Source organism: Type-A symbiont of Plautia stali (assembly GCF_059731155.1).
This window is the reverse complement of record NZ_AP035891.1, coordinates 2079910-2096938: the sequence shown is the minus strand read 5'-3', so window position 1 is coordinate 2096938 and position 17029 is coordinate 2079910. Positions and strand designations below refer to the sequence as shown.

At 57.5% G+C, this 17029-nt stretch carries 10 protein-coding genes and 8 pseudogenes; 12 read left to right on the top strand and 6 right to left on the bottom strand.

Annotated features, from left to right (window positions below; translation table 11 throughout):
• Nucleotides 1-293 precede the first annotated feature (293 nt).
• The 4 genes and pseudogenes from leuC (at nucleotide 294) to AC6I8M_RS11250 (ending at nucleotide 4244) form a co-directional block, all read left to right on the top strand.
• On the top strand, nucleotides 294-1715 hold the full coding sequence (gene leuC / locus AC6I8M_RS11265; protein WP_010615584.1) for a 3-isopropylmalate dehydratase large subunit: 1422 nt from the start codon (nucleotides 294-296) through the stop codon (nucleotides 1713-1715).
• Between the two features lies 1 nt (nucleotide 1716).
• A pseudogene (gene leuD / locus AC6I8M_RS11260) lies at nucleotides 1717-2340 on the top strand (3-isopropylmalate dehydratase small subunit).
• Nucleotides 2337-3251, top strand: coding sequence for an alpha/beta fold hydrolase (locus AC6I8M_RS11255; protein WP_498013380.1), 915 nt, complete (start codon nucleotides 2337-2339; stop codon nucleotides 3249-3251). Before leuD ends, AC6I8M_RS11255 begins: the two are co-directional and overlap by 4 nt.
• Before the next feature lie 20 nt (nucleotides 3252-3271).
• A pseudogene (locus AC6I8M_RS11250) lies at nucleotides 3272-4244 on the top strand (LysR substrate-binding domain-containing protein).
• Nucleotides 4245-4269: 25 nt separating this feature from the next.
• On the opposite strand, the gene AC6I8M_RS11245 reads toward AC6I8M_RS11250, so the two are convergent.
• Both AC6I8M_RS11245 and kup read right to left on the bottom strand, forming a co-directional pair.
• A complete protein-coding gene (locus AC6I8M_RS11245; RefSeq protein ID WP_010615580.1) occupies nucleotides 4270-4575 on the bottom strand; it encodes a YdgH/BhsA/McbA family protein in 306 nt (101 codons plus the stop codon).
• Nucleotides 4576-4868: 293 nt separating this feature from the next.
• Nucleotides 4869-6722 (bottom strand): annotated as a pseudogene (gene kup / locus AC6I8M_RS11240) (low affinity potassium transporter Kup).
• A gap of 354 nt (nucleotides 6723-7076) precedes the next feature.
• Between kup and phnE (AC6I8M_RS11235) the strand changes: the two are divergent.
• Nucleotides 7077-7562, top strand: a pseudogene (gene phnE / locus AC6I8M_RS11235) (phosphonate ABC transporter, permease protein PhnE); the annotation flags it as partial.
• A complete protein-coding gene (gene phnE, locus AC6I8M_RS11230) occupies nucleotides 7559-8437 on the top strand; it encodes a phosphonate ABC transporter, permease protein PhnE (protein WP_010615577.1) in 879 nt (292 codons plus the stop codon). The pseudogene phnE (AC6I8M_RS11235) and the gene phnE (AC6I8M_RS11230), both read left to right, overlap by 4 nt.
• Here phnE (AC6I8M_RS11230) and AC6I8M_RS11225 read toward each other — a convergent pair.
• Nucleotides 8391-9479: pseudogene (locus AC6I8M_RS11225) on the bottom strand (ATP-binding protein); the annotation flags it as partial. The gene phnE (AC6I8M_RS11230) and the pseudogene AC6I8M_RS11225 overlap by 47 nt on opposite strands.
• Before the next feature lie 297 nt (nucleotides 9480-9776).
• Here AC6I8M_RS11225 and AC6I8M_RS11220 point away from each other — a divergent pair.
• Nucleotides 9777-11073: pseudogene (locus AC6I8M_RS11220) on the top strand (sugar ABC transporter ATP-binding protein).
• Nucleotides 11074-11083: 10 nt separating this feature from the next.
• Nucleotides 11084-11923 carry an ABC transporter permease subunit gene (locus AC6I8M_RS11215; RefSeq protein ID WP_010615575.1) on the top strand — a complete coding sequence of 280 codons (840 nt, stop codon included), beginning with the start codon at nucleotides 11084-11086 and terminating at the stop codon, nucleotides 11921-11923.
• A 131-nt stretch (nucleotides 11924-12054) separates the two neighbouring features.
• Here the strand turns inward: AC6I8M_RS11215 and AC6I8M_RS11210 are convergent.
• From AC6I8M_RS11210 to AC6I8M_RS11200, 3 genes and pseudogenes are all read right to left on the bottom strand, one after another.
• Nucleotides 12055-12201 (bottom strand): annotated as a pseudogene (locus AC6I8M_RS11210) (terminase large subunit domain-containing protein); the annotation flags it as partial.
• Complete coding sequence (locus AC6I8M_RS11205; RefSeq protein WP_022547924.1) at nucleotides 12198-12749, bottom strand: DUF3486 family protein; 552 nt, start codon at nucleotides 12747-12749, stop codon at nucleotides 12198-12200. The gene AC6I8M_RS11205 and the pseudogene AC6I8M_RS11210, both read right to left, overlap by 4 nt.
• Nucleotides 12750-12751: 2 nt before the next feature.
• A complete protein-coding gene (locus AC6I8M_RS11200) occupies nucleotides 12752-13393 on the bottom strand; it encodes a DUF3102 domain-containing protein (RefSeq protein ID WP_498013379.1) in 642 nt (213 codons plus the stop codon).
• A gap of 149 nt (nucleotides 13394-13542) precedes the next feature.
• Between AC6I8M_RS11200 and AC6I8M_RS11195 the strand changes: the two genes are divergently transcribed.
• The 4 genes and pseudogenes from AC6I8M_RS11195 (at nucleotide 13543) to AC6I8M_RS11180 (ending at nucleotide 17017) form a co-directional block, all read left to right on the top strand.
• A complete protein-coding gene (locus AC6I8M_RS11195; protein ID WP_498013378.1) occupies nucleotides 13543-13887 on the top strand; it encodes a helix-turn-helix domain-containing protein in 345 nt (114 codons plus the stop codon).
• Between the two features lie 58 nt (nucleotides 13888-13945).
• The gene (locus tag AC6I8M_RS11190) at nucleotides 13946-14266 is read left to right on the top strand and encodes a helix-turn-helix domain-containing protein (protein WP_022547321.1); all 321 of its coding nucleotides are present in this window, start codon (nucleotides 13946-13948) and stop codon (nucleotides 14264-14266) included.
• 12 nt (nucleotides 14267-14278) lie between these two features.
• Nucleotides 14279-15229 (top strand): DUF3102 domain-containing protein, encoded by a 951-nt coding sequence (locus tag AC6I8M_RS11185; protein ID WP_498013377.1) that lies wholly within the window; start codon nucleotides 14279-14281, stop codon nucleotides 15227-15229.
• A pseudogene (locus AC6I8M_RS11180) lies at nucleotides 15229-17017 on the top strand (integrase catalytic domain-containing protein). The gene AC6I8M_RS11185 and the pseudogene AC6I8M_RS11180 overlap by 1 nt, the downstream one beginning before the upstream one ends.
• Nucleotides 17018-17029 lie beyond the last annotated feature (12 nt).

The following is a 17029-nucleotide window of genomic DNA, read 5'->3' as shown; positions in this document are numbered from 1 at the left end:
TAACTTGTTTTTAGTTAATTAACTATTGATGGCAATTAATTAACTTTCATAAAAGCGGAATGGCGAAATAAACGGCAGGAAAACAGCAGCAATGCGGGAAAAAGCAACAATATATCCGCTAACGGAGCGCGGTTATTATTTATAACGACGGGCACGACTTAGGTCAAATTAAATCCGCTGCCGCGATGACAAATCATGCACTATCACTGCACGGAGCGTGTTGATGATCTGACGCCGAATGGGTTTACCCTAAGGTCTCTGATGACTTGTTTAACTTTCGCGTGGACATGAGCATGGCGCGCAAAACCCTGTATGAAAAGCTGATCGAACAGCATGTGGTACGTCACCTAGACGATGAGGGGCACGTGCTGCTCTATATCGACCGGTCAATCCTCAATGAATACACCAGCCCGCAGGCGTTTAGCGGTCTGCGCGACCGGTCGCGGCGCGTGCGCCATCCGGCCACCATTCTACTCAACGTCGACCACGTGAACCCAACGCGGCCGGCGCGCGATGCGGCGATGACCGACGCTGGCGGTCATCTGCAGGTCGATTACTTCCGCAAAAATGCTGAACACTTTGGCATCGAGCTGTTTGACGTGCTCGACCCGCGACAGGGCATTGAACATGTGGTGGCGCACGAGCAGGGGCTGGTGATGCCGGGGATGGTGATTGCTGCCGGCGACAGCCATACCACCACTTACGGTGCGTTTGGCGCGCTGGGATTCGGCATCGGCACCTCGGAAATCGAGCACCTGCTGGCGACACAGATGTTGATTTATCGCACGCTGAAAACCATGCGCGTTGAAGTCACCGGCGAGCTGCCGTTTGGCTGTGCCGCCAAAGACATCGTGCTGGCGTTAATTGAACAAATTGGCGCATCCGGCGCTACGGGCTATGCGATTGAGTTTACCGGCAGCGCGATCGATGCGCTGAGCATGGAAGGGCGTATGACGCTGTGTAACATGGCGGTGGAAGCCGGCGCGCGCGGGGCGATTATCGCGCCGGATGACAAGGTCTACGCTTACATTGCCGGCAAACCGCAAATGCCGGTGGGCGAGCTATGGCAGCAGGCGCTGGCCGAGTGGCGCACGTTGCGCAGCGATGATGATGCGGCATTTGACCGGCGACTGACCATTGATTGCAGCGATCTGGAGCCGAAAGTCACCTGGGGCATCAGCCCGGATCAGGCCTGCGCCATCAGCGGCCACGTGCCCAATCCGGCTGACGAACCCGATCTGGTGAAACAGCAGGCGATGAAAAATGCACTGCACTACATGGGGCTGCAAGCCGGCACGCCGCTGGCCGACATTGCCATCACCCACGCGTTTATCGGCTCCTGCACCAATGGGCGCATTGAAGATTTGCGCGCCGCGGCAGCGGTGATTGGCGCACGCAAAATCGCGCCGCACGTGCGCGGCATCATCGTTCCGGCCTCAACCCAGGTACGGCAGCAGGCGGAGGCGGAAGGGCTGGCGGCCATCTTTATTGACGCCGGCTTCGAGTGGCGTCAGTCGGGCTGCTCGATGTGTCTGGCGATGAACGAAGATGTGCTGGCACCGGGTGATCGCTGCGCATTGGGCACCAATCGTAACTTTGCCGGCCGTCAGGGCGCGGGCGCGCGCACTCACTTAATGAGTCCGGCGATGGTCGCCGCCGCTGCGCTGGCGGGCCATCTGGTTGATGTTCGTCACTATCTGCAATCCGGGGTTTAATATGCAAGCTTTCACTACCATCACCGGCAAGCTGGCACCGCTGCTGGCAGCTAACATCGATACCGATTTGATTATGCCCAAGCAGTTTCTCAAAGGCATTGACCGTCAGGGGCTGGACTGCGGCGTGTTCTTTGACCTGCGCTTTCTGGCCGACGATGCGCCGAACCCTGATTTCATCCTCAATTAGCCGGGCTGGCAGAACGCGACGTTTTTGCTGGTCGGCGCCAATTTTGGCTGCGGCTCCAGCCGCGAACATGCGGTGTGGGGACTGAATCAGCTGGGCATCCGCGCGATTATCGGCACCAGTTTCGCCGGCATTTTTGACGACAACTGCCAGCGTAACGGCGTGCTGACGCTGAGCCTGAGCGAGGCGGATTACCAGCGTCTTAGCGCGGTGGCCGCTGATGCGCAGCGCAACACCATCAGCGTGTCGCTGGAGCAGCAAACCATTCAGTTCGCGGACGAAGTGATTCACTTTACGGTGAGTGCACTGAAGCGCGAAATGCTGATCGGTGGCGGCAGCGCGGTGGACTGGACGCTGCAATATGAAGCGGATATCAGCCAGTTTGAAGCGCAGCACTTTGCGCAGCGCCCGTGGCTGCAGCGCACCAAGGAGCAACCATGAGTGAGATTATCGACCGCGGCCCGTCGCCGTTTATCGCCGGTTTTACCCTGCAGGATGTAACGCTGGATAATGGCGTTACGCTGCGCGTGGCCAGCGGCGGCAAGGGCACGCCTTTGCTGATGCTGCAGGGCCATCCGCAAAATCATCTGGCCTGGCGCAAAATCGCACCGCAGCTGGCGCAGCACTATCAGGTGATCCTGCCGGATTTGCGCGACTACGGTGACAGCGACAAGCCCGCCAGTGACGCTGAGCATCTGCCGTATGCCAAACGCAGCATGGCGCAGGATATCAACCAGCTGATCGACGCACTTTGCCTGCAGCGCGTGGCGTTTGTCGGCCACGATCGCGGCGGGCGCGTCGGGCACCGGCTGGCGCTCAATCATCCGGAGAAAGTCAGCTGCTGCGTGTTTGTCGATATCGCACCGACTGCCACCATGTACGCGCTGACCGATCAGGCGTTCGCCAAGCGCTATTTCTGGTGGTTCTTTCTGATTCAGCCGCACCCGCTGCCGGAGACCATGATTGGTCACGATCCGGCGTTCTTTTTGCGTAAACACATTGATGGCCAGCTGAAAACGCCGGGTGCTACCGAACCGGCGGTGTTTGAAGATTATCTGCGCTGCTATCGGGATCCGGCGATGATCCACGCGGTATATGAATATTATCGCGCCGCCGCCAGTATCGATTTGCAACACGATGCCGCTGACAGCGACCGGCGCATTGCCTGTCCACTGTTACTGCTATGGGGCGAAAAGGGCACGGTGGGTCAGCTGTATGATGTGGTGCACACCTGGCAGGACAAGGCGCTGCAGGTGCAGGGCGAGGCGTTACCGTGCGGCCATTCACCGCAGGAAGAGGTGCCAGAGCGGTTTCTGCACTCGCTTCAGCGCTTCTTGGGATCTGTGTTATAACCACGTGGCGTTCACTCACCATGTGCTGTTATGAAAATACTGCTTGCCGGAAAAGTTATCAGAAGCCGTTACAGGGTTGGCCGTCGATTGAAGACCTGTACGTGTTTATCAGCGTGGCGCGGCATGACGGTTTCGGCCGCGCGGCGATTGAGCTGGGTCAGTCACCGTCTTACATCAGTAAACGCATCGCCATTCTGGAAAAACAGCTGGAGACGCGGCTGTTTTTCCGCACCAACCGCGTGATGCGCCTGACGCCGTAAGGTGAAAAAGCGCTGGAGGGCGCGCTGCAGGTGGTGCAGGAAATGGATGGCTTTCTCAATAATTTCCGTCAGTGGCGCCGCGAGCTGACCGGGGAAATTACCGTCGGCTGCTCGTTTGGTTTCGGTCAGGACTATTTATCGGATGCGGTTTCGGCATTTATTCACCAGCATCCGTCGCTGAATATTAAATTGATGCTAAGCGATCGGGCATTCGACCTGCTACAGAGCGGCACGGACGTGGAAATCTGCGTTGGCGATGATCTCAATCCTTCCTATATTGCCCGCCGGCTCATTGCCAACCGGCGAATTTTATGTGCCGCGCCGGTGTATTTATCCCGCGCCGGTATGCCAGCCATCGCTGGATGAGTTAATTCATCACAGCTGTCTGTTCATTAATGAACGCGATAATTCATTTGGTAACTGGGCATTGACCAATGGCGAACAGCAGGTGTTGTGTCGCCTGAACAGCCATTACTCTTCCAATAGCGGCAAGGTTATTCTGCACTGGGCATTGCAGGCGCATGGTATTGCGCTGCGTTCAGCGTGGGATGTGGCGCCGTATCTGGCGACGGGCGAGCTGGTGGCGATATTACCGCAGTGGTATCAGGAAGCCAATATCTGGGCGGTGTATACGCAACGCGCCGCAGAATCGCAGCGTATTAAAGTTTTTCTCGATTTTCTCGCCGCCTATTTTAATGAAAAAAGCCTGCCGGAAATGACGGGCAGGCCATAAACAGAAAAACGTGTTAATCCCAACATCAGCCGTAAGCCACCCTGTCATTGATGTAATACAGCGTGGCGGTGGCGGCCATCACGTGCTGGCCGTCGTGGCCCGGCTCATGCGATTCAACGTCGGTGATGTGATAACCGACGGCTCCGGCCGCTTGGGCTTTTTTCACAATGGCGTCTGTTAACTCTTCCATTGATGTGGCCCAGCTTACGGAGGTCACACCCGCCGGATGGATTGAGGATAATTCGCGGTGCGTCAAATCGGCGCGAATTAAAACCGGTTTAACATTTTGCGGCGTAAAAATGGAAATCACGTCGTTAATTAACTCTTTCATGGTCTTACTCCTCAAAATAACAACAGAGCCGGAAGTGAATTAACCGATACTGAGATCGTTGATTATTGGTTTATACATTCCGGCAAAGCGCACAGTGAATCATCATGCCGGTAGGGTTAATAAACACCTTTTGAGGTTATGCGTTTTAGCTTTAATTGCTAATCAGATGTTAAGAAAAGTTCCGCCACAACTCCGGTAATGTTTCGCTAATATTTTTTCATCTGCTTACATTTGCCATTAAAAAAGTCGGTGCGTCATGTGCAGGCAAATCCGGCCATCCTTGGCCCTGCGGCTTAAAATTCGCGCTGGCCGCCCAGTTCGATCACCCGGTTGGGCGGAATATGAAATTGCTCATGGGCGCGCAGCGCGTTGCGCTGGCAGAAGTGAAAAATCCCGCCGCGCACCCGCGCCAGACCGCGGCGTTTTTTCATCACCAGCGTATCGTGCGCGGTAAAAAATGACGCTTCATTCACCGTGCAGCCAAAACCTTCCAGTCCGCACAGATGCAGAATCTCGGCCATCGACCGCACTTCACGCCAGCCGTAAGCCGCAGTGACCTGCCAGAACGACGGCGACAATTGCGTAATGCTGATGCGCTGCTGGTTATAGACGCGCGGCGTGTCGGTGGTGCGGATATGCAACAGCACCACGCGGCGGTGGAGCACGCGGTTATGCTTGAGGTTGTGCAACAGCGCCTGGGGAATTTCAAACTCCTTGCGCGCGAGGAAGATGGCGGTGCCCTCGACGTGGTTCGGCGGATTGCTCTCCAGCGATTTCACCAGCGCCAGCAAACCGTCCTGATCGTTATTGAGACGGCGAATCAGGCGGTTACGCTCGCTGCTCCAGATCAGCATCAATCCCATCATGGTCAGCGCCAGCAGCACCGGCACCCAGCCGCCGGACAGCAGATCAGGTTGGCGATGAACAGCGGCACGTCGACAACCAGCATACACAGCAGGAACAGCAGTGCCAGCGGCAGCGGCCAGCGCCAGTTACGCAGCGCCACCACGCCCGCCAGACAGGCGGTGATCACCATGGTGCCGGTCACCACGATGCCGTACGCCGAGGACAACGCCGACGACTGACGGAAAGCCAGCACAATCAGCATGACGGCGGTGAACAGCAGCCAGTTAACCACCGGGATGTAAATCTGCCCGGACTCGGTATGCGAGGTAAAAATGATGCGCATCGGCGGTAAAAAGCCCTAGCGAATGGCCTGATGCGTCAGGGTATAGACGCCGGAAATCACCGCCTGCGCCGCGATGACCGTGGCCAGCGTCGACAGCACAATCAGCGGAATCTGCGCCCAGCCGGGTGCCAGATTAAAGAACTGATTGTTCAGCGCCTGCGCATCGGCGAGCACCAGCGCGCCCTGGCCGAAGTAATTTAGTATCAGCGCCGGCATGGCGATCACCAGCCAGGCGAGACGAATGGGCGCTTTGCCTAGGTGGCCCATGTCGGCATACAGCGCTTCCGCGCCGATCACCGCCAGCACCACCATGCCCATCGCCGCGAGCGAGAGCGCTTTGTGACTGAGCAGGAAGGTCAGCGCATAAGACGGACTGAGCGCGTGCAGCACTTCCGGGTTGGGCAGAATACCGCGAATGCCGAGCGCGCCGATGGCCACAAACCAGACAAACATCACCGGTCCAAACACCCGGCTGACCTTTTCCGTGCCGTGTTTCTGGATAATGAACAGCAGCGCGAGGATGGTGAGCGCCAGCGGCACCACATATTTTTCCAGCCCCTGAATCCCTTCGATGGCCGACAGCACCGAGATGGCCGGGGTAATCACGCCATCACCATAGAAAAATGCGCCGCCAATCAGACCGGCCAGCACGATGATATGACCGGCTTTGCGGCCAACGTTGCGGCGTGCCAGTGACATCAGAGTATAAGATGCCGCCTTCGCCGTCGTGGTCGGCGCGCATCACGAAGCAGACATATTTCAGCGTGACGATGAGCGTCAGCGCCCAGAAGATCAGTGATAGAAAGCCCATCACCGCCAGCGCCGACGGCGCGCCGTCCGGCAAAATCGACAGACACTCTTTCAGGGTATACAGCGGGCTGGTACCGATATCACCAAACACGATGCCGGCGGCGGCCAGCATGCCAGCAGGCAGAGACTGTTTCTCTGATTGACTCATACATTTCCTGTTTTTTCAGGGAGAAAGGGCGAGCGCCATCAACCGCACTGGCGTGTCGCAATCACCCACTTTTATGCTGGCGAAGATAGCGTTTCAGCAGCGTAATCGGTATGGGTTGGCGTTTTTTTGTACGCGATTTTTATACCAATCGGCCAAATTTTTACGCCATTTTTACACCGCTGCGGCTTTTTCAACCTGAAGTGTAGACGATTCAGACAGCAGGAGAAGCGGGCTGGCTGGCAGAAAATGGGATTGGGGAGCGGGGGCGTTGCGGTGGTGGGAGATATCCAGGTGCGCATGAATGCGCACCCTACGGTGTTCGCCCCGTCAATTGCCTGATGCGTATTAATGCGCAGCCTGCGAATGGCGATTCGCGCCTTTGTCGCCTTCCTGCGCACCATGCCGGAGCTGGCGTGGGCGGTGATGTTCGTGATGGCGTTCGGCATCGGCGCCATCCCTGGCTTTCTGGCGCTGCACACCATTGGCAGCCTGACCAAACTGTTCTACGAATCGATTGAGAGCGCCTCCGATAAACCGGTGCGCGGCCTCGCCGCCTGTGGTGCCAGCAAGCTGCAGCGTATGCGCTTCGCCTTCTGGCCGCAGGTGAAACCGACCTTTCTCTCCTACAGCTTTATGCGGCTGGAAATTAACTTCCGTTCCTCCACCATCCTCGGGCTGGTGGGCGCGGGCGGCATCGGTCAGGAGCTGATGACCAACATCAAACTGGATCGCTACGATCAGGTCAGCATGACGCTGCTGCTGATCATCGTGGTGGTGTCGCTGCTAGATACGCTATCCGGCTGGCTGCGCCGCCGTGTGGTAGAAGGAGACGTAAAATGATCGCCTTAGCGCCCGATGTGGCGAAACTGAAACAGCAGCACGCTGCACTGTTTGCCGCGCAAAATCGTTACCTGCGGCGCATTGCGCTGATTGCGCTGGCGCTGGTGCTCTACTATCTGTTTTTCTTCAGCGTGTTTGGCATTGAGTGGCAGCGCTTTGTCATTGGCTGCCAGCAGCTCGGACGTTATTTTCTGCGCATGTTCGTGTGGCAGGATTTCATCAACTGGCCGTTTGGCTACTATTTCTCGCAGGTCGGCATCACGCTGGCTATCGTGTTTGCCGGCACGCTCACCGCCACCGTCATCGCGCTGCCGGTCTCCTTTCTGGCGGCGCGCAATGTGATGCACGATCCGCTGACGCGGCCAATATCGCTGCTGGTGCGCCGGCTGCTGGATGTGCTGCGCGGCATCTACATGGCCATCTGGGGATTGATCTTCGTGCGGGCGGTGGGCATGGGGCCGCTGGCCGGGGTGCTGGCGATTGTGATGCAGGATATCGGCCTGCTGGGCAAGCTGTATGCCGAAGGGCATGAAGCGGTTGAACGCTCACCCAGTCGCGGCCTGAGCGCGGTAGGGGCCAACAGTCTGCAAAAACACCGTTACGGCATTTTTACCCAATCGTTTCCCACCTTTCTCGCGCTGAGTCTGTATCAGATCGAGTCCAACACCCGCTCGGCGGCGGTGCTGGGCTTTGTCGGCGCCGGTGGCGTCGGGCTGGTCTACGCCGAAAACATGCGCCTGTGGTACTGGGATGTGGTGATGTTCCTCACCGTGATTCTGGTGGTGGTGGTGATGGACGCCATCTCCAGCCGGCTGCGTAAACGCTACATCATCGGGAAAGGGGTGCCGCTGTGGCAGCCTGCCGCGCGCGACTGAGCCGTTCGCTGCGCTGCCAGGCGCGCTCCAGCGCCTGCACCAGCTGCGCCTGCTGCTAGGGTTTCGCCAGCCGTTCACACAGCAGCAGCGTCACCGGCGTCTGGCGCAGATCCTGACCGCTGATCAGCAGGGTGGCCAGCTGTGGCCACTGCTGCTGCGCCTGGCGAATCACATCCGCACCGTTCAGGGCTCCCGGCAGCATCAGGTCACTGATCAGCAGATCGATATCCGGCGTCTGGCGCAGCAGCGTCAGCGCACTCTCGCTGTCAGCACACTCCAGCGTCAGATAACCCAGCTGATGCAGATGTTCGCACAGCGTCTGGCGCACCGCCGGCTCGTCATCCAGCACCAGTATCAGGCGATCGCGGCTGGCACGCGGCGTCAGCACCGGCGCGCTCACCAGCGGCTGCGCGGCTTCCGGCGCGCGCGGCAGCAGCAGGCGCACCGTGGTGCCTTGGCCCGGCGCGGTCTCCAGTTCGATCTGTCCGCCGGACTGGCGCACAAATCCGTACACCATCGACAGCCCCAGCCCGCTGCCGCTGCCGGTGACTTTGGTGGTAAAGAAGGGTTCAAACACCTGTTCCCGCACCTCGGCGGACATGCCGCAGCCGTGGTCAATCACTTCAATGGTGACGCGGTCGCGCTTGCCATCGGCCTCCTGAATCCGCTGATTCCAGATGCGCAGGCGGATCTCGCCGCTCTGTCGCTCCATGGCATCGCGCGCGTTCACCACCAGATTCATCAGGGCGTTCTCCAGCTGGCCGGCATCGATCCACGCCGGCCAGCCGGGGCGCTGCGCATCCACCACCAGATGCTGGCCGGGCAGCAGGGAGTGCTGCAGCAGCGACTGCAGATTTTCCACCAGCTCCACCACCGAAACGGCACGCGGATAAAGCGCCTGTTTGCGTGAGAAGGCCAGCAGGCGCTGCGTCAGCTGTGCGGCGCGATCGGCGGCCAGCCGCGCGCGCTCTATGCGGCTGGCCAGCGTGCCGGGCGGCAGCTGATCGACGGTCAGCGCCAGGCTGCCGTTCATATCGGCCAGCGTTTGTGCCTGTGCCTGCTCCTGAATGTGACCGGCGTGGCGAAAACCGAAAATAGCCACCAGGCTCACCGCCAGCGTAACGCTCACCACCAGCAGGTTAAACATCAGCAGGCGCCCGCGCGCGCCGGCGTGCCAGTGCAGACTGTGACTCATTGCTGCCGCTCCTCACCGCTCAACTCCGGCGAGTATAGAAGCGCGGCCGGGGCGCAATATGACAAATATGAACGGCGTCTGACATTTTCCATTTATCTGGCGTTGCTTAACTCGCTGCTATCCACTGGCAGCAGGAGCCTGAAGATGGCGGCGACACCGATATTAGAAATGCGGGCAATTACCCGGCGCTTCGGCAGCTTCTATGCGCTGAAAGGCGTCGACCTGACCGTCTGGCCGGGTGAAGTGCACGCGCTGATGGGCGAAAACGGTGCCGGTAAAAGTACCTTAATGAAGATTCTGGCCGGCGCGTATACCGCCAGCAGCGGGGAAATTCTTATCGATGGTCAACCCTACGCTATCAGGGGGCCCGAAAGAGGCGCTGGCGGCAGGGATCACCCTGATTTATCAGGAAATCAACCTGGCGCCGAATCTGACGGTGGCAGAAAACATCTTTCTCGGCAGTGAAATTTCCCGTGGCGGGCTGGTGAAGCGTCGCCAGATGGCGGAAGAAGCGCAGCAGGTGATTAACCGCCTTGGCGCGCAGTTCAGCGCCACCGATCTGGTGAGCCGCCTGAGCATCGCCGAGCAGCAGCAGGTGGAAATTGCCCGCGCGCTGCATCGCAACAGCTGCATCCTGGTGATGGACGAACCCACCGCTGCGCTCTCTAACCGCGAAACCGAACAGCTGTTTGCACTGATCAAACGCCTGCGCAGCGAAGGCATGGCGATCATCTACATCAGCCACCGCATGGCGGAGGTGTATGAACTCTCCGATCGCGTCAGCGTGCTGCGCGACGGCCAGTACGTTGGCAGCCTGACGCGCGAACAGCTGAACGCCAGCGAACTGGTGCGCATGATGGTCGGCCGTCCGCTCAGCGATCTGTTTAACAAAGATCGCGCCATTACCTTCGGCGAAATTCGCCTAGCGGTAAATCATCTGACCGAAAACCGCAAAGAGCAGGGACTGTTCCTGGAACTGGCGGCGCAGGAAAACATAGTGATGGCCACGCTTGAGCGCGATGCCAGCTACGGCCTGCTTAACCGGCGCAAAGGGCAGAAGATCGCCAGCGAGGCAATTCAATCGCTGAATATCCGCGTGCCGCACGCCTAGGTGCGCGCCGGCGGATTATCCGGCGGCAACCAGCAGAAGCTGCTGATTTCGCGCTGGGTATCGATAGCGCCGCGCATCCTGATTCTTGATGAGCCGACGCGCGGCGTGGATGTCGGCGCCAAGAGTGAAATCTACCGCATGATGAACCAGATGGCGCAGCAGGGCGTGGCGATTTTGATGATCTCCAGCGAGCTGCCGGAAGTGGTAGGCATGAGCGACCGCGTGTACGTGATGCGTGAAGGCACCATCGCTGGCGAGCTGAGCGGCGAGCAGATTAGCCAGGAAAATATAATGACACTGGCCACCGGCGCGCAGCCGGTCCAGGCCTGAGGAGACGGGAATGACCAGTGAAACCGCACGCGTAAAAAGTCCAACGCTAAAACGTGCGTTGATGAGTGACCTGCTGCAAACCGTGGGTATCTTGCCGATCCTGATCGTGGCGGTATTTGGCTTTGTCGCCCCGAACTTTTTTACCGAAGCTAACCTGGTGAATATCACGCGTCAGGCCTCCATCAACATTGTACTGGCGGCAGGCATGACGTTTGTCATTCTCACCGGTGGCATTGACCTGTCGGTTGGCTCAATGCTGGGCACCACGGCGATGGTGGTGTCGCTCGATCCGGCGTTTGCCGGGTTGACCATCCCCGCCGCGCTCGGAGCCGGGCTGATCATGGGGCTGTTCAACGGCATTCTGGTCGCTTGGGCGGGCCTGCCGCCGTTTATCGTTACGCTGGGCACCTATACAGCGCTGCGCGGGGCAGCCTATCTACTGGCTAACGGCACCACGGTGATCAATTCGGATATCAACTTTGAGTGGATAGGCAACGGTTATCTCGGACCGATTCCGTGGCTGATTATCATTGCCTTTGCGGTGATTGCGCTGTGCTGGTTTATTTTGCGCCGCACCACGCTTGGCGTGCACATCTATGCGGTGGGCGGCAACATGCAGGCAGCGCGCCTGACCGGTATTAAAGTCGGCGCGGTGCTGGTGTTTGTGTACGCCATGAGCGGCCTGCTGTCCGGGCTGGGTGGCCTGATGAGCGCGTCGCGTTTGTACAGCGCTAACGGCAATCTCGGCGTTGGCTATGAGCTGGACGCGATCGCCGCGGTGATTCTGGGCGGGGTGATCATTATAGCGGTGCTGATCGATAAGTACCGTACGCGGCATCACGTGGGGTGAGGGGCGGGTGCTGGCCCTCACCCCAACCCTCTCCCGCGAGCGGGAGAGGGGGCAGCCCGGTGAGAAGAGGTAAATAACGTGCTTCACCTGAACACCACGCAGAACGGTTCCCTCTCGCGTGAGCGGGAGAGGGCCTCGGTCTCAAAACAGTCATCAACCAGCTCCAGCGTGGTGGTAAAGGTTTTGCCGGTCTGGCGCGCAAACTGGCCGATTTTAAAGCGCGGCCGGTCAAGCAGCCAGCGCTGCTGGTAAGGGTAAAGCTCCAGTGCCGCGCTCACTGGATGATCCCGTAAATCTGTTGACGGACACGCTGCACGGTTTCCAGGCTGACGTGGCCGTCGTTGTTTTTGACTTCCAGCTCCAGCACATCCAGCTGGGCGGCAATTTTATCGCGCACCTCTGCCTGATAGCGTTTGAGACTGACCGACGAGCGGGTCAGGGTGGCAATGCTTTTGCCCACCCTGGCCAGGAGCGACGCACGCTCTGCGGGCGCCATCTCTTCATCACTGGCCTCACGCACGTCGATGAGCGCCGTCAGAATATCGGCCTGAATGGTGGCGATAATCGCCTCCGAGCGCTTGTCCTGGTCGTCTTCCGCCCCTTCGGTAATGACGCGTGCCATCTCGGTGGCTTCACGAATGGCGGCAAAGCGGCGCTGCACCTTCTGACCGTAGCGGGAAATCTGCGCCCGACCGATGCTGTACCCTTTATCCCGCAGCAGGGTCTCCAGCTCCCGGTAGCCACTGAAATTGCGCTCCGTCAGCGCCCGGTCGAGCCATTCACGCACCGATGGAGGCAATACATCGATATGACTGCGCGGTGCCATCGTCACTCTCTCCAGTATCTGGCGGGGCGGGCAATGCCGGGGATATCGTCGGTGACGTATTCCACCTGGTTCACCCCTTCCAGGGTCAGCGTCACCCACTGCTGGGTATCGAGCGGAGCCTGCTTATCGCTCGCGGCAGACGGAAAGGTTTTATCGGTCAGTTGCTGGCTTAACTGTTGCAACTGCTTCTCTTTTTCGGCCACCAGTTGCTGGCTGCGCTTGAGCGCCGCTTCATCTTTACGCAATGTTGCCCGCAATTCCCGTACCGACATGCGGTCAACCTCATCGAGCGTCAGGCCCGCGATGGTGCCGCCTTCGGCCAGTTCGGCGAGGTCTTCGTCGTCTTCGGTCATCAGTTCAAAGAGCTTAGCTTTACCTAAACTCGCTAACGTTAGCGAGTTTTTCTGTAACAATGGTGATGTATATTTCAAAGCTGCTTTCATTATCGAATTTGCAGTTCTATGAGCCATTCCTAGTTTTTCAGTAACTATCTTAGTAAACTCCCCATGCGGCTCATTCTCTTTAAGAATAATCAGTCGCTTCCCCGCCTCCAGCATGGCTTCGGCACTCTGTGCCATATAGAAGCGCGCCTCATGCACAATACGTTCTCTTTCATAGGGTAAGCCATCTCCGAAACGCGCCATCACCTCCTGTTGGGCGCTGTTTTCTGCCTTTTTTTCAGGGTATGCAATTGCCCCCCCGCAATCGTGATATTGTCCGCCGTAGTTACAGACAGGCTGGTTGCCGCTTTTTTCTTTGCCATACAGGTCTCCTTCTAGGCCGATAACAGCCAGTGATTTTTAATGGTGATAAGAGATATACAAAAACAGACAAAAAAAGACTTTACATTATTTCGCATGTATTGGTATGTTTATTTTTAACTTTTTATGACGGAGGCAAAACAATGTCACTACAACACCCCGCCGACTTTAAGCGAAATTTTTATGACCGCGTCTATCAGGACTATCCGACGGTGGCGGCATGGGCACGCCAATCCGGCTTTAAACCTTATCAGGTATACATGCTGCTTGATGGCTCCTGCCAGGGCTGGCGCGGGGAAGCGCGCAAAATTAAACAGGCTATTGAACAGATAATGGGAAAACCCATGCCATCAGGTAAAAAGCGCTATAAAAAATAACATTCGCCCGTTTCACTGACGGTAACATAATTTCCATTAATGAAAAAGAGGCTCTCCGATGAAAAACACCTTATCGCTCCATGCTTCTTCACGCACACGGCGGGCGCTGCGTATTTTGAAAGCCATGAAGGGGCATTACCGCGAGGGTCTGTCCAATAAAGCCCTGGCGACGCTTATCAATGACTCACCCGCCAATATCAGTCGCACCCTGCCGTTTTTAATGGAAGAGGGCATGGTTGAACGGCGCCTCAACGGGAATTACGCCCTGAGTGAAGAACTGATACAGATTGCCCTGGCTTTTTTTGATGAAACCGAACGGGCGCAAATCAGGATGGCAGAACGACGGGGTCGCTGCGTAGCCTCACCGTCAAAACCGTAAGAGGAAAAAATCATGGGTAGAAAAGCGTTACCGATAACGGCTGAAATCACCCCCGAACAGCCCCTGTCGCCGGATTTAATGAACAATCTTAACGCCCTGGCTGAACATCAGCAGGCGATTATGGACAGGTACGGCGAAGGCCTGCCCTATGAAAGAGAACGTATTGTGCATGAGGCGCGCTTCTATATGGCACAGAGTGCCGAAGCCATGCTGGAGGCGGGGAAGCGACTGATTATTCTTAAAGAGAATGAGCCGCATGGGGAGTTTACTAAGATAGTTACTGAAAAACTAGGAATGGCTCATAGAACTGCAAATTCGATAATGAAAGCAGCTTTGAAATATACATCACCATTGTTACAGAAAAACTCGCTAACGTTAGCGAGTTTAGGTAAAGCTAAGCTCTTTGAACTGATGACCGAAGACGACGAAGACCTCGCCGAACTGGCCGAAGGCGGCACCATCGCGGGCCTGACGCTCGATGAGGTTGACCGCATGTCGGTGCGGGAACTTAGGGCAAAACTGCGTGAAACGGAAGAGTCACTTAAAGCCAGCCGCCGCCTGGCCAATGAGAAAGATCAAAAGTTCAATGAACTGAGCGAAAAACGCCTGCTCGATCAGCATCGCCCATTAGGGGAAGAGGGAATACGTCAGCTCCGTGAAGAGATTGGCCTGGTGGGCTTTGATGTTAAAGCCATATTAATGGGCCGCTTTCGGGAAGGGCTGGAAAAACTGAGTAGTCACAGTGGTGATATCACGTCCCACGCCGACTATTTAGCGGGCCTGCTTAATGATATTGAGTTTGAAATCAATGTGTTACGCAGTGATTTTACACTGCCCCATCACGCCCCGTCAGAGACCGTACCTGACTGGGTAAACGCCGATGCAGAGGCAGAAGACGCGGATTTTCAGTTACCTGAACATTTACGCGGTACCGGACAGGATAGCGGCGAGGAGGTGGAGTAATGAACCCCATCCTGACCGAACGCATACTGGCGATTGCCCAGGCTGCCGAAAAAGCCGGGCATGGCGGCAAAGACGCTGTTTATCAGACAGGTTGCCAGGCACTCGGCATTTCCAGAGCCACACTGCTGCGAAAAATTAAACAGGTGAGCTATAAACCGCCGCGCAGGCAGCGGGTGGATTGTGGCACCAGTGCCCTGACCCGTGAGGAAGCCCTGCAGATATCCGGCGTGATGATGGCCTCGCATCGCAAGAACGGCAAACGCCTTTACAGCCTGGAGCAGGCGGTTAATGACCTGCGGGCGAACAACCTGATTCATGCCGGGTATACTGATAACGAGACCGGCGAGTGGTACCCCCTGTCGGTGGATGCCATCAGCCGGGCGCTGTACCGTTACCGCCTGCACCCCAGCCAGTTAGGCGCGCCTGCCCCTTGCGTCCAGCTAAAAACCAACCATCCCAATCATGTCTGGCAACTGGATGCGTCGCTGTGTGTGCTTTATTACCTGAAAAACCCAGGCAAGCGGAGCACGACTCGTGACACCGGCCTGCACATGATGAGTGAGGCGGAATTTAACAAGAACAAGCCAAAAAATCTCGACCGCATTGTTAACGACCGCGTCTGGTCATTTGAGCTGACTGACCATACCAGCGGCTGGATTTACGCCGAGTACCGCTTCGGCGGCGAAACGACACAAAACTTTACCGATGTACTGATTAATGCCATGCAGGAGCGCGGTGGGGCCGACGTCCTGCATGGCGTGCCGCGCATCCTTTATACCGACCCCGGTTGCGCGCTGGTCTCGTCCACCCTGCGCAACCTGTGTCAAACCCTCGGTATTCAGCTTATCGCCCATAAAGCCGGCAATGCCCGCGCCACCGGCTCAGTGGAAAAGGCGCGTGACATTCTCGAGTGCCATTTTGAATCCGGTCTGCGGTTTGTGCAAGTCGATAATATTGATGAACTCAACCGCCTGGTCGGGTTATGGCGTAAAAAATACAACCGTACCGCCATCCACCGACGTACCGGCATGACCCGCACCGACTGCTGGCTGCGTATTACCCCTGGACAGTTAATCAAGGCACCGCCTGTTGACGTCTGCCGCGAACTGGCGGTGAGTCTGCCGGAAAACCGTAAGGTCAGCACTCACCTTCGCGTGTCGTTCAGGGGGAGTGAATACGATGTACGGCAAGTCCCCGGCATTTGCGTGGGCGACACTGTACAGATAGTGCGCAACCCCTGGCGCGACAGTAAAGCGCAGGTGGTCATGATGAATGAGAACGGACTGGAAGTCTTTTGCCGGATGCCGGAAGTGGCGAAAGACGACTACGGCTTTGACCTCAACAGCCCGACACCCGGCGAATCGTTCAGGGCATTACCCCACACCACGGCGCAACACCATCTGGCGGAAGTCGGGCAGACCCTGTATGGCAACCACCACACCGGGGGAAACCGCTGCCGCGCAAAAAGCCAGGGCGCTGCCACTGGGCGGTCGCTTTAACCCTTATCTTGATAATGAACGCGATACCCCACCGATTTACCTCCCCAGACAGGGGCAGGTCTCCACGGTTTGTGCCCCGCGTTTTGAAGAGCGATTAAACCCGGTCGTGGTGGTTCAACAGTTGCGTGCGCGTTTTCAGGCGGCGGGCAAGACCTGGCGCAGTGAATTTTACACCACGCTGACCCAGCGCTTCCCGGACGGCATCCCCGCCGACCAGGTCGACGCGCTGGGTGATGAACTGATGGCCCAGTCCACCGGGGTGGTGGTCCCCCTGGCCAGTCACGGTTAACGGGAGGCCATC

Coding starts and splice junctions, on each gene's coding strand:
- leuC (WP_010615584.1), top strand. CDS start 294: ATGGCGCGCAAAACCCTGTATGAAAAGCTGATCGAACAGCATGTGGTA.
- AC6I8M_RS11255 (WP_498013380.1), top strand. CDS start 2,337: ATGAGTGAGATTATCGACCGCGGCCCGTCGCCGTTTATCGCCGGTTTT.
- AC6I8M_RS11245 (WP_010615580.1), bottom strand. CDS start 4,575: ATGAAAGAGTTAATTAACGACGTGATTTCCATTTTTACGCCGCAAAAT.
- phnE (WP_010615577.1), top strand. CDS start 7,559: ATGATCGCCTTAGCGCCCGATGTGGCGAAACTGAAACAGCAGCACGCT.
- AC6I8M_RS11215 (WP_010615575.1), top strand. CDS start 11,084: ATGACCAGTGAAACCGCACGCGTAAAAAGTCCAACGCTAAAACGTGCG.
- AC6I8M_RS11205 (WP_022547924.1), bottom strand. CDS start 12,749: ATGGCACCGCGCAGTCATATCGATGTATTGCCTCCATCGGTGCGTGAA.
- AC6I8M_RS11200 (WP_498013379.1), bottom strand. CDS start 13,393: ATGGCGCGTTTCGGAGATGGCTTACCCTATGAAAGAGAACGTATTGTG.
- AC6I8M_RS11190 (WP_022547321.1), top strand. CDS start 13,946: ATGAAAAACACCTTATCGCTCCATGCTTCTTCACGCACACGGCGGGCG.
- AC6I8M_RS11185 (WP_498013377.1), top strand. CDS start 14,279: ATGGGTAGAAAAGCGTTACCGATAACGGCTGAAATCACCCCCGAACAG.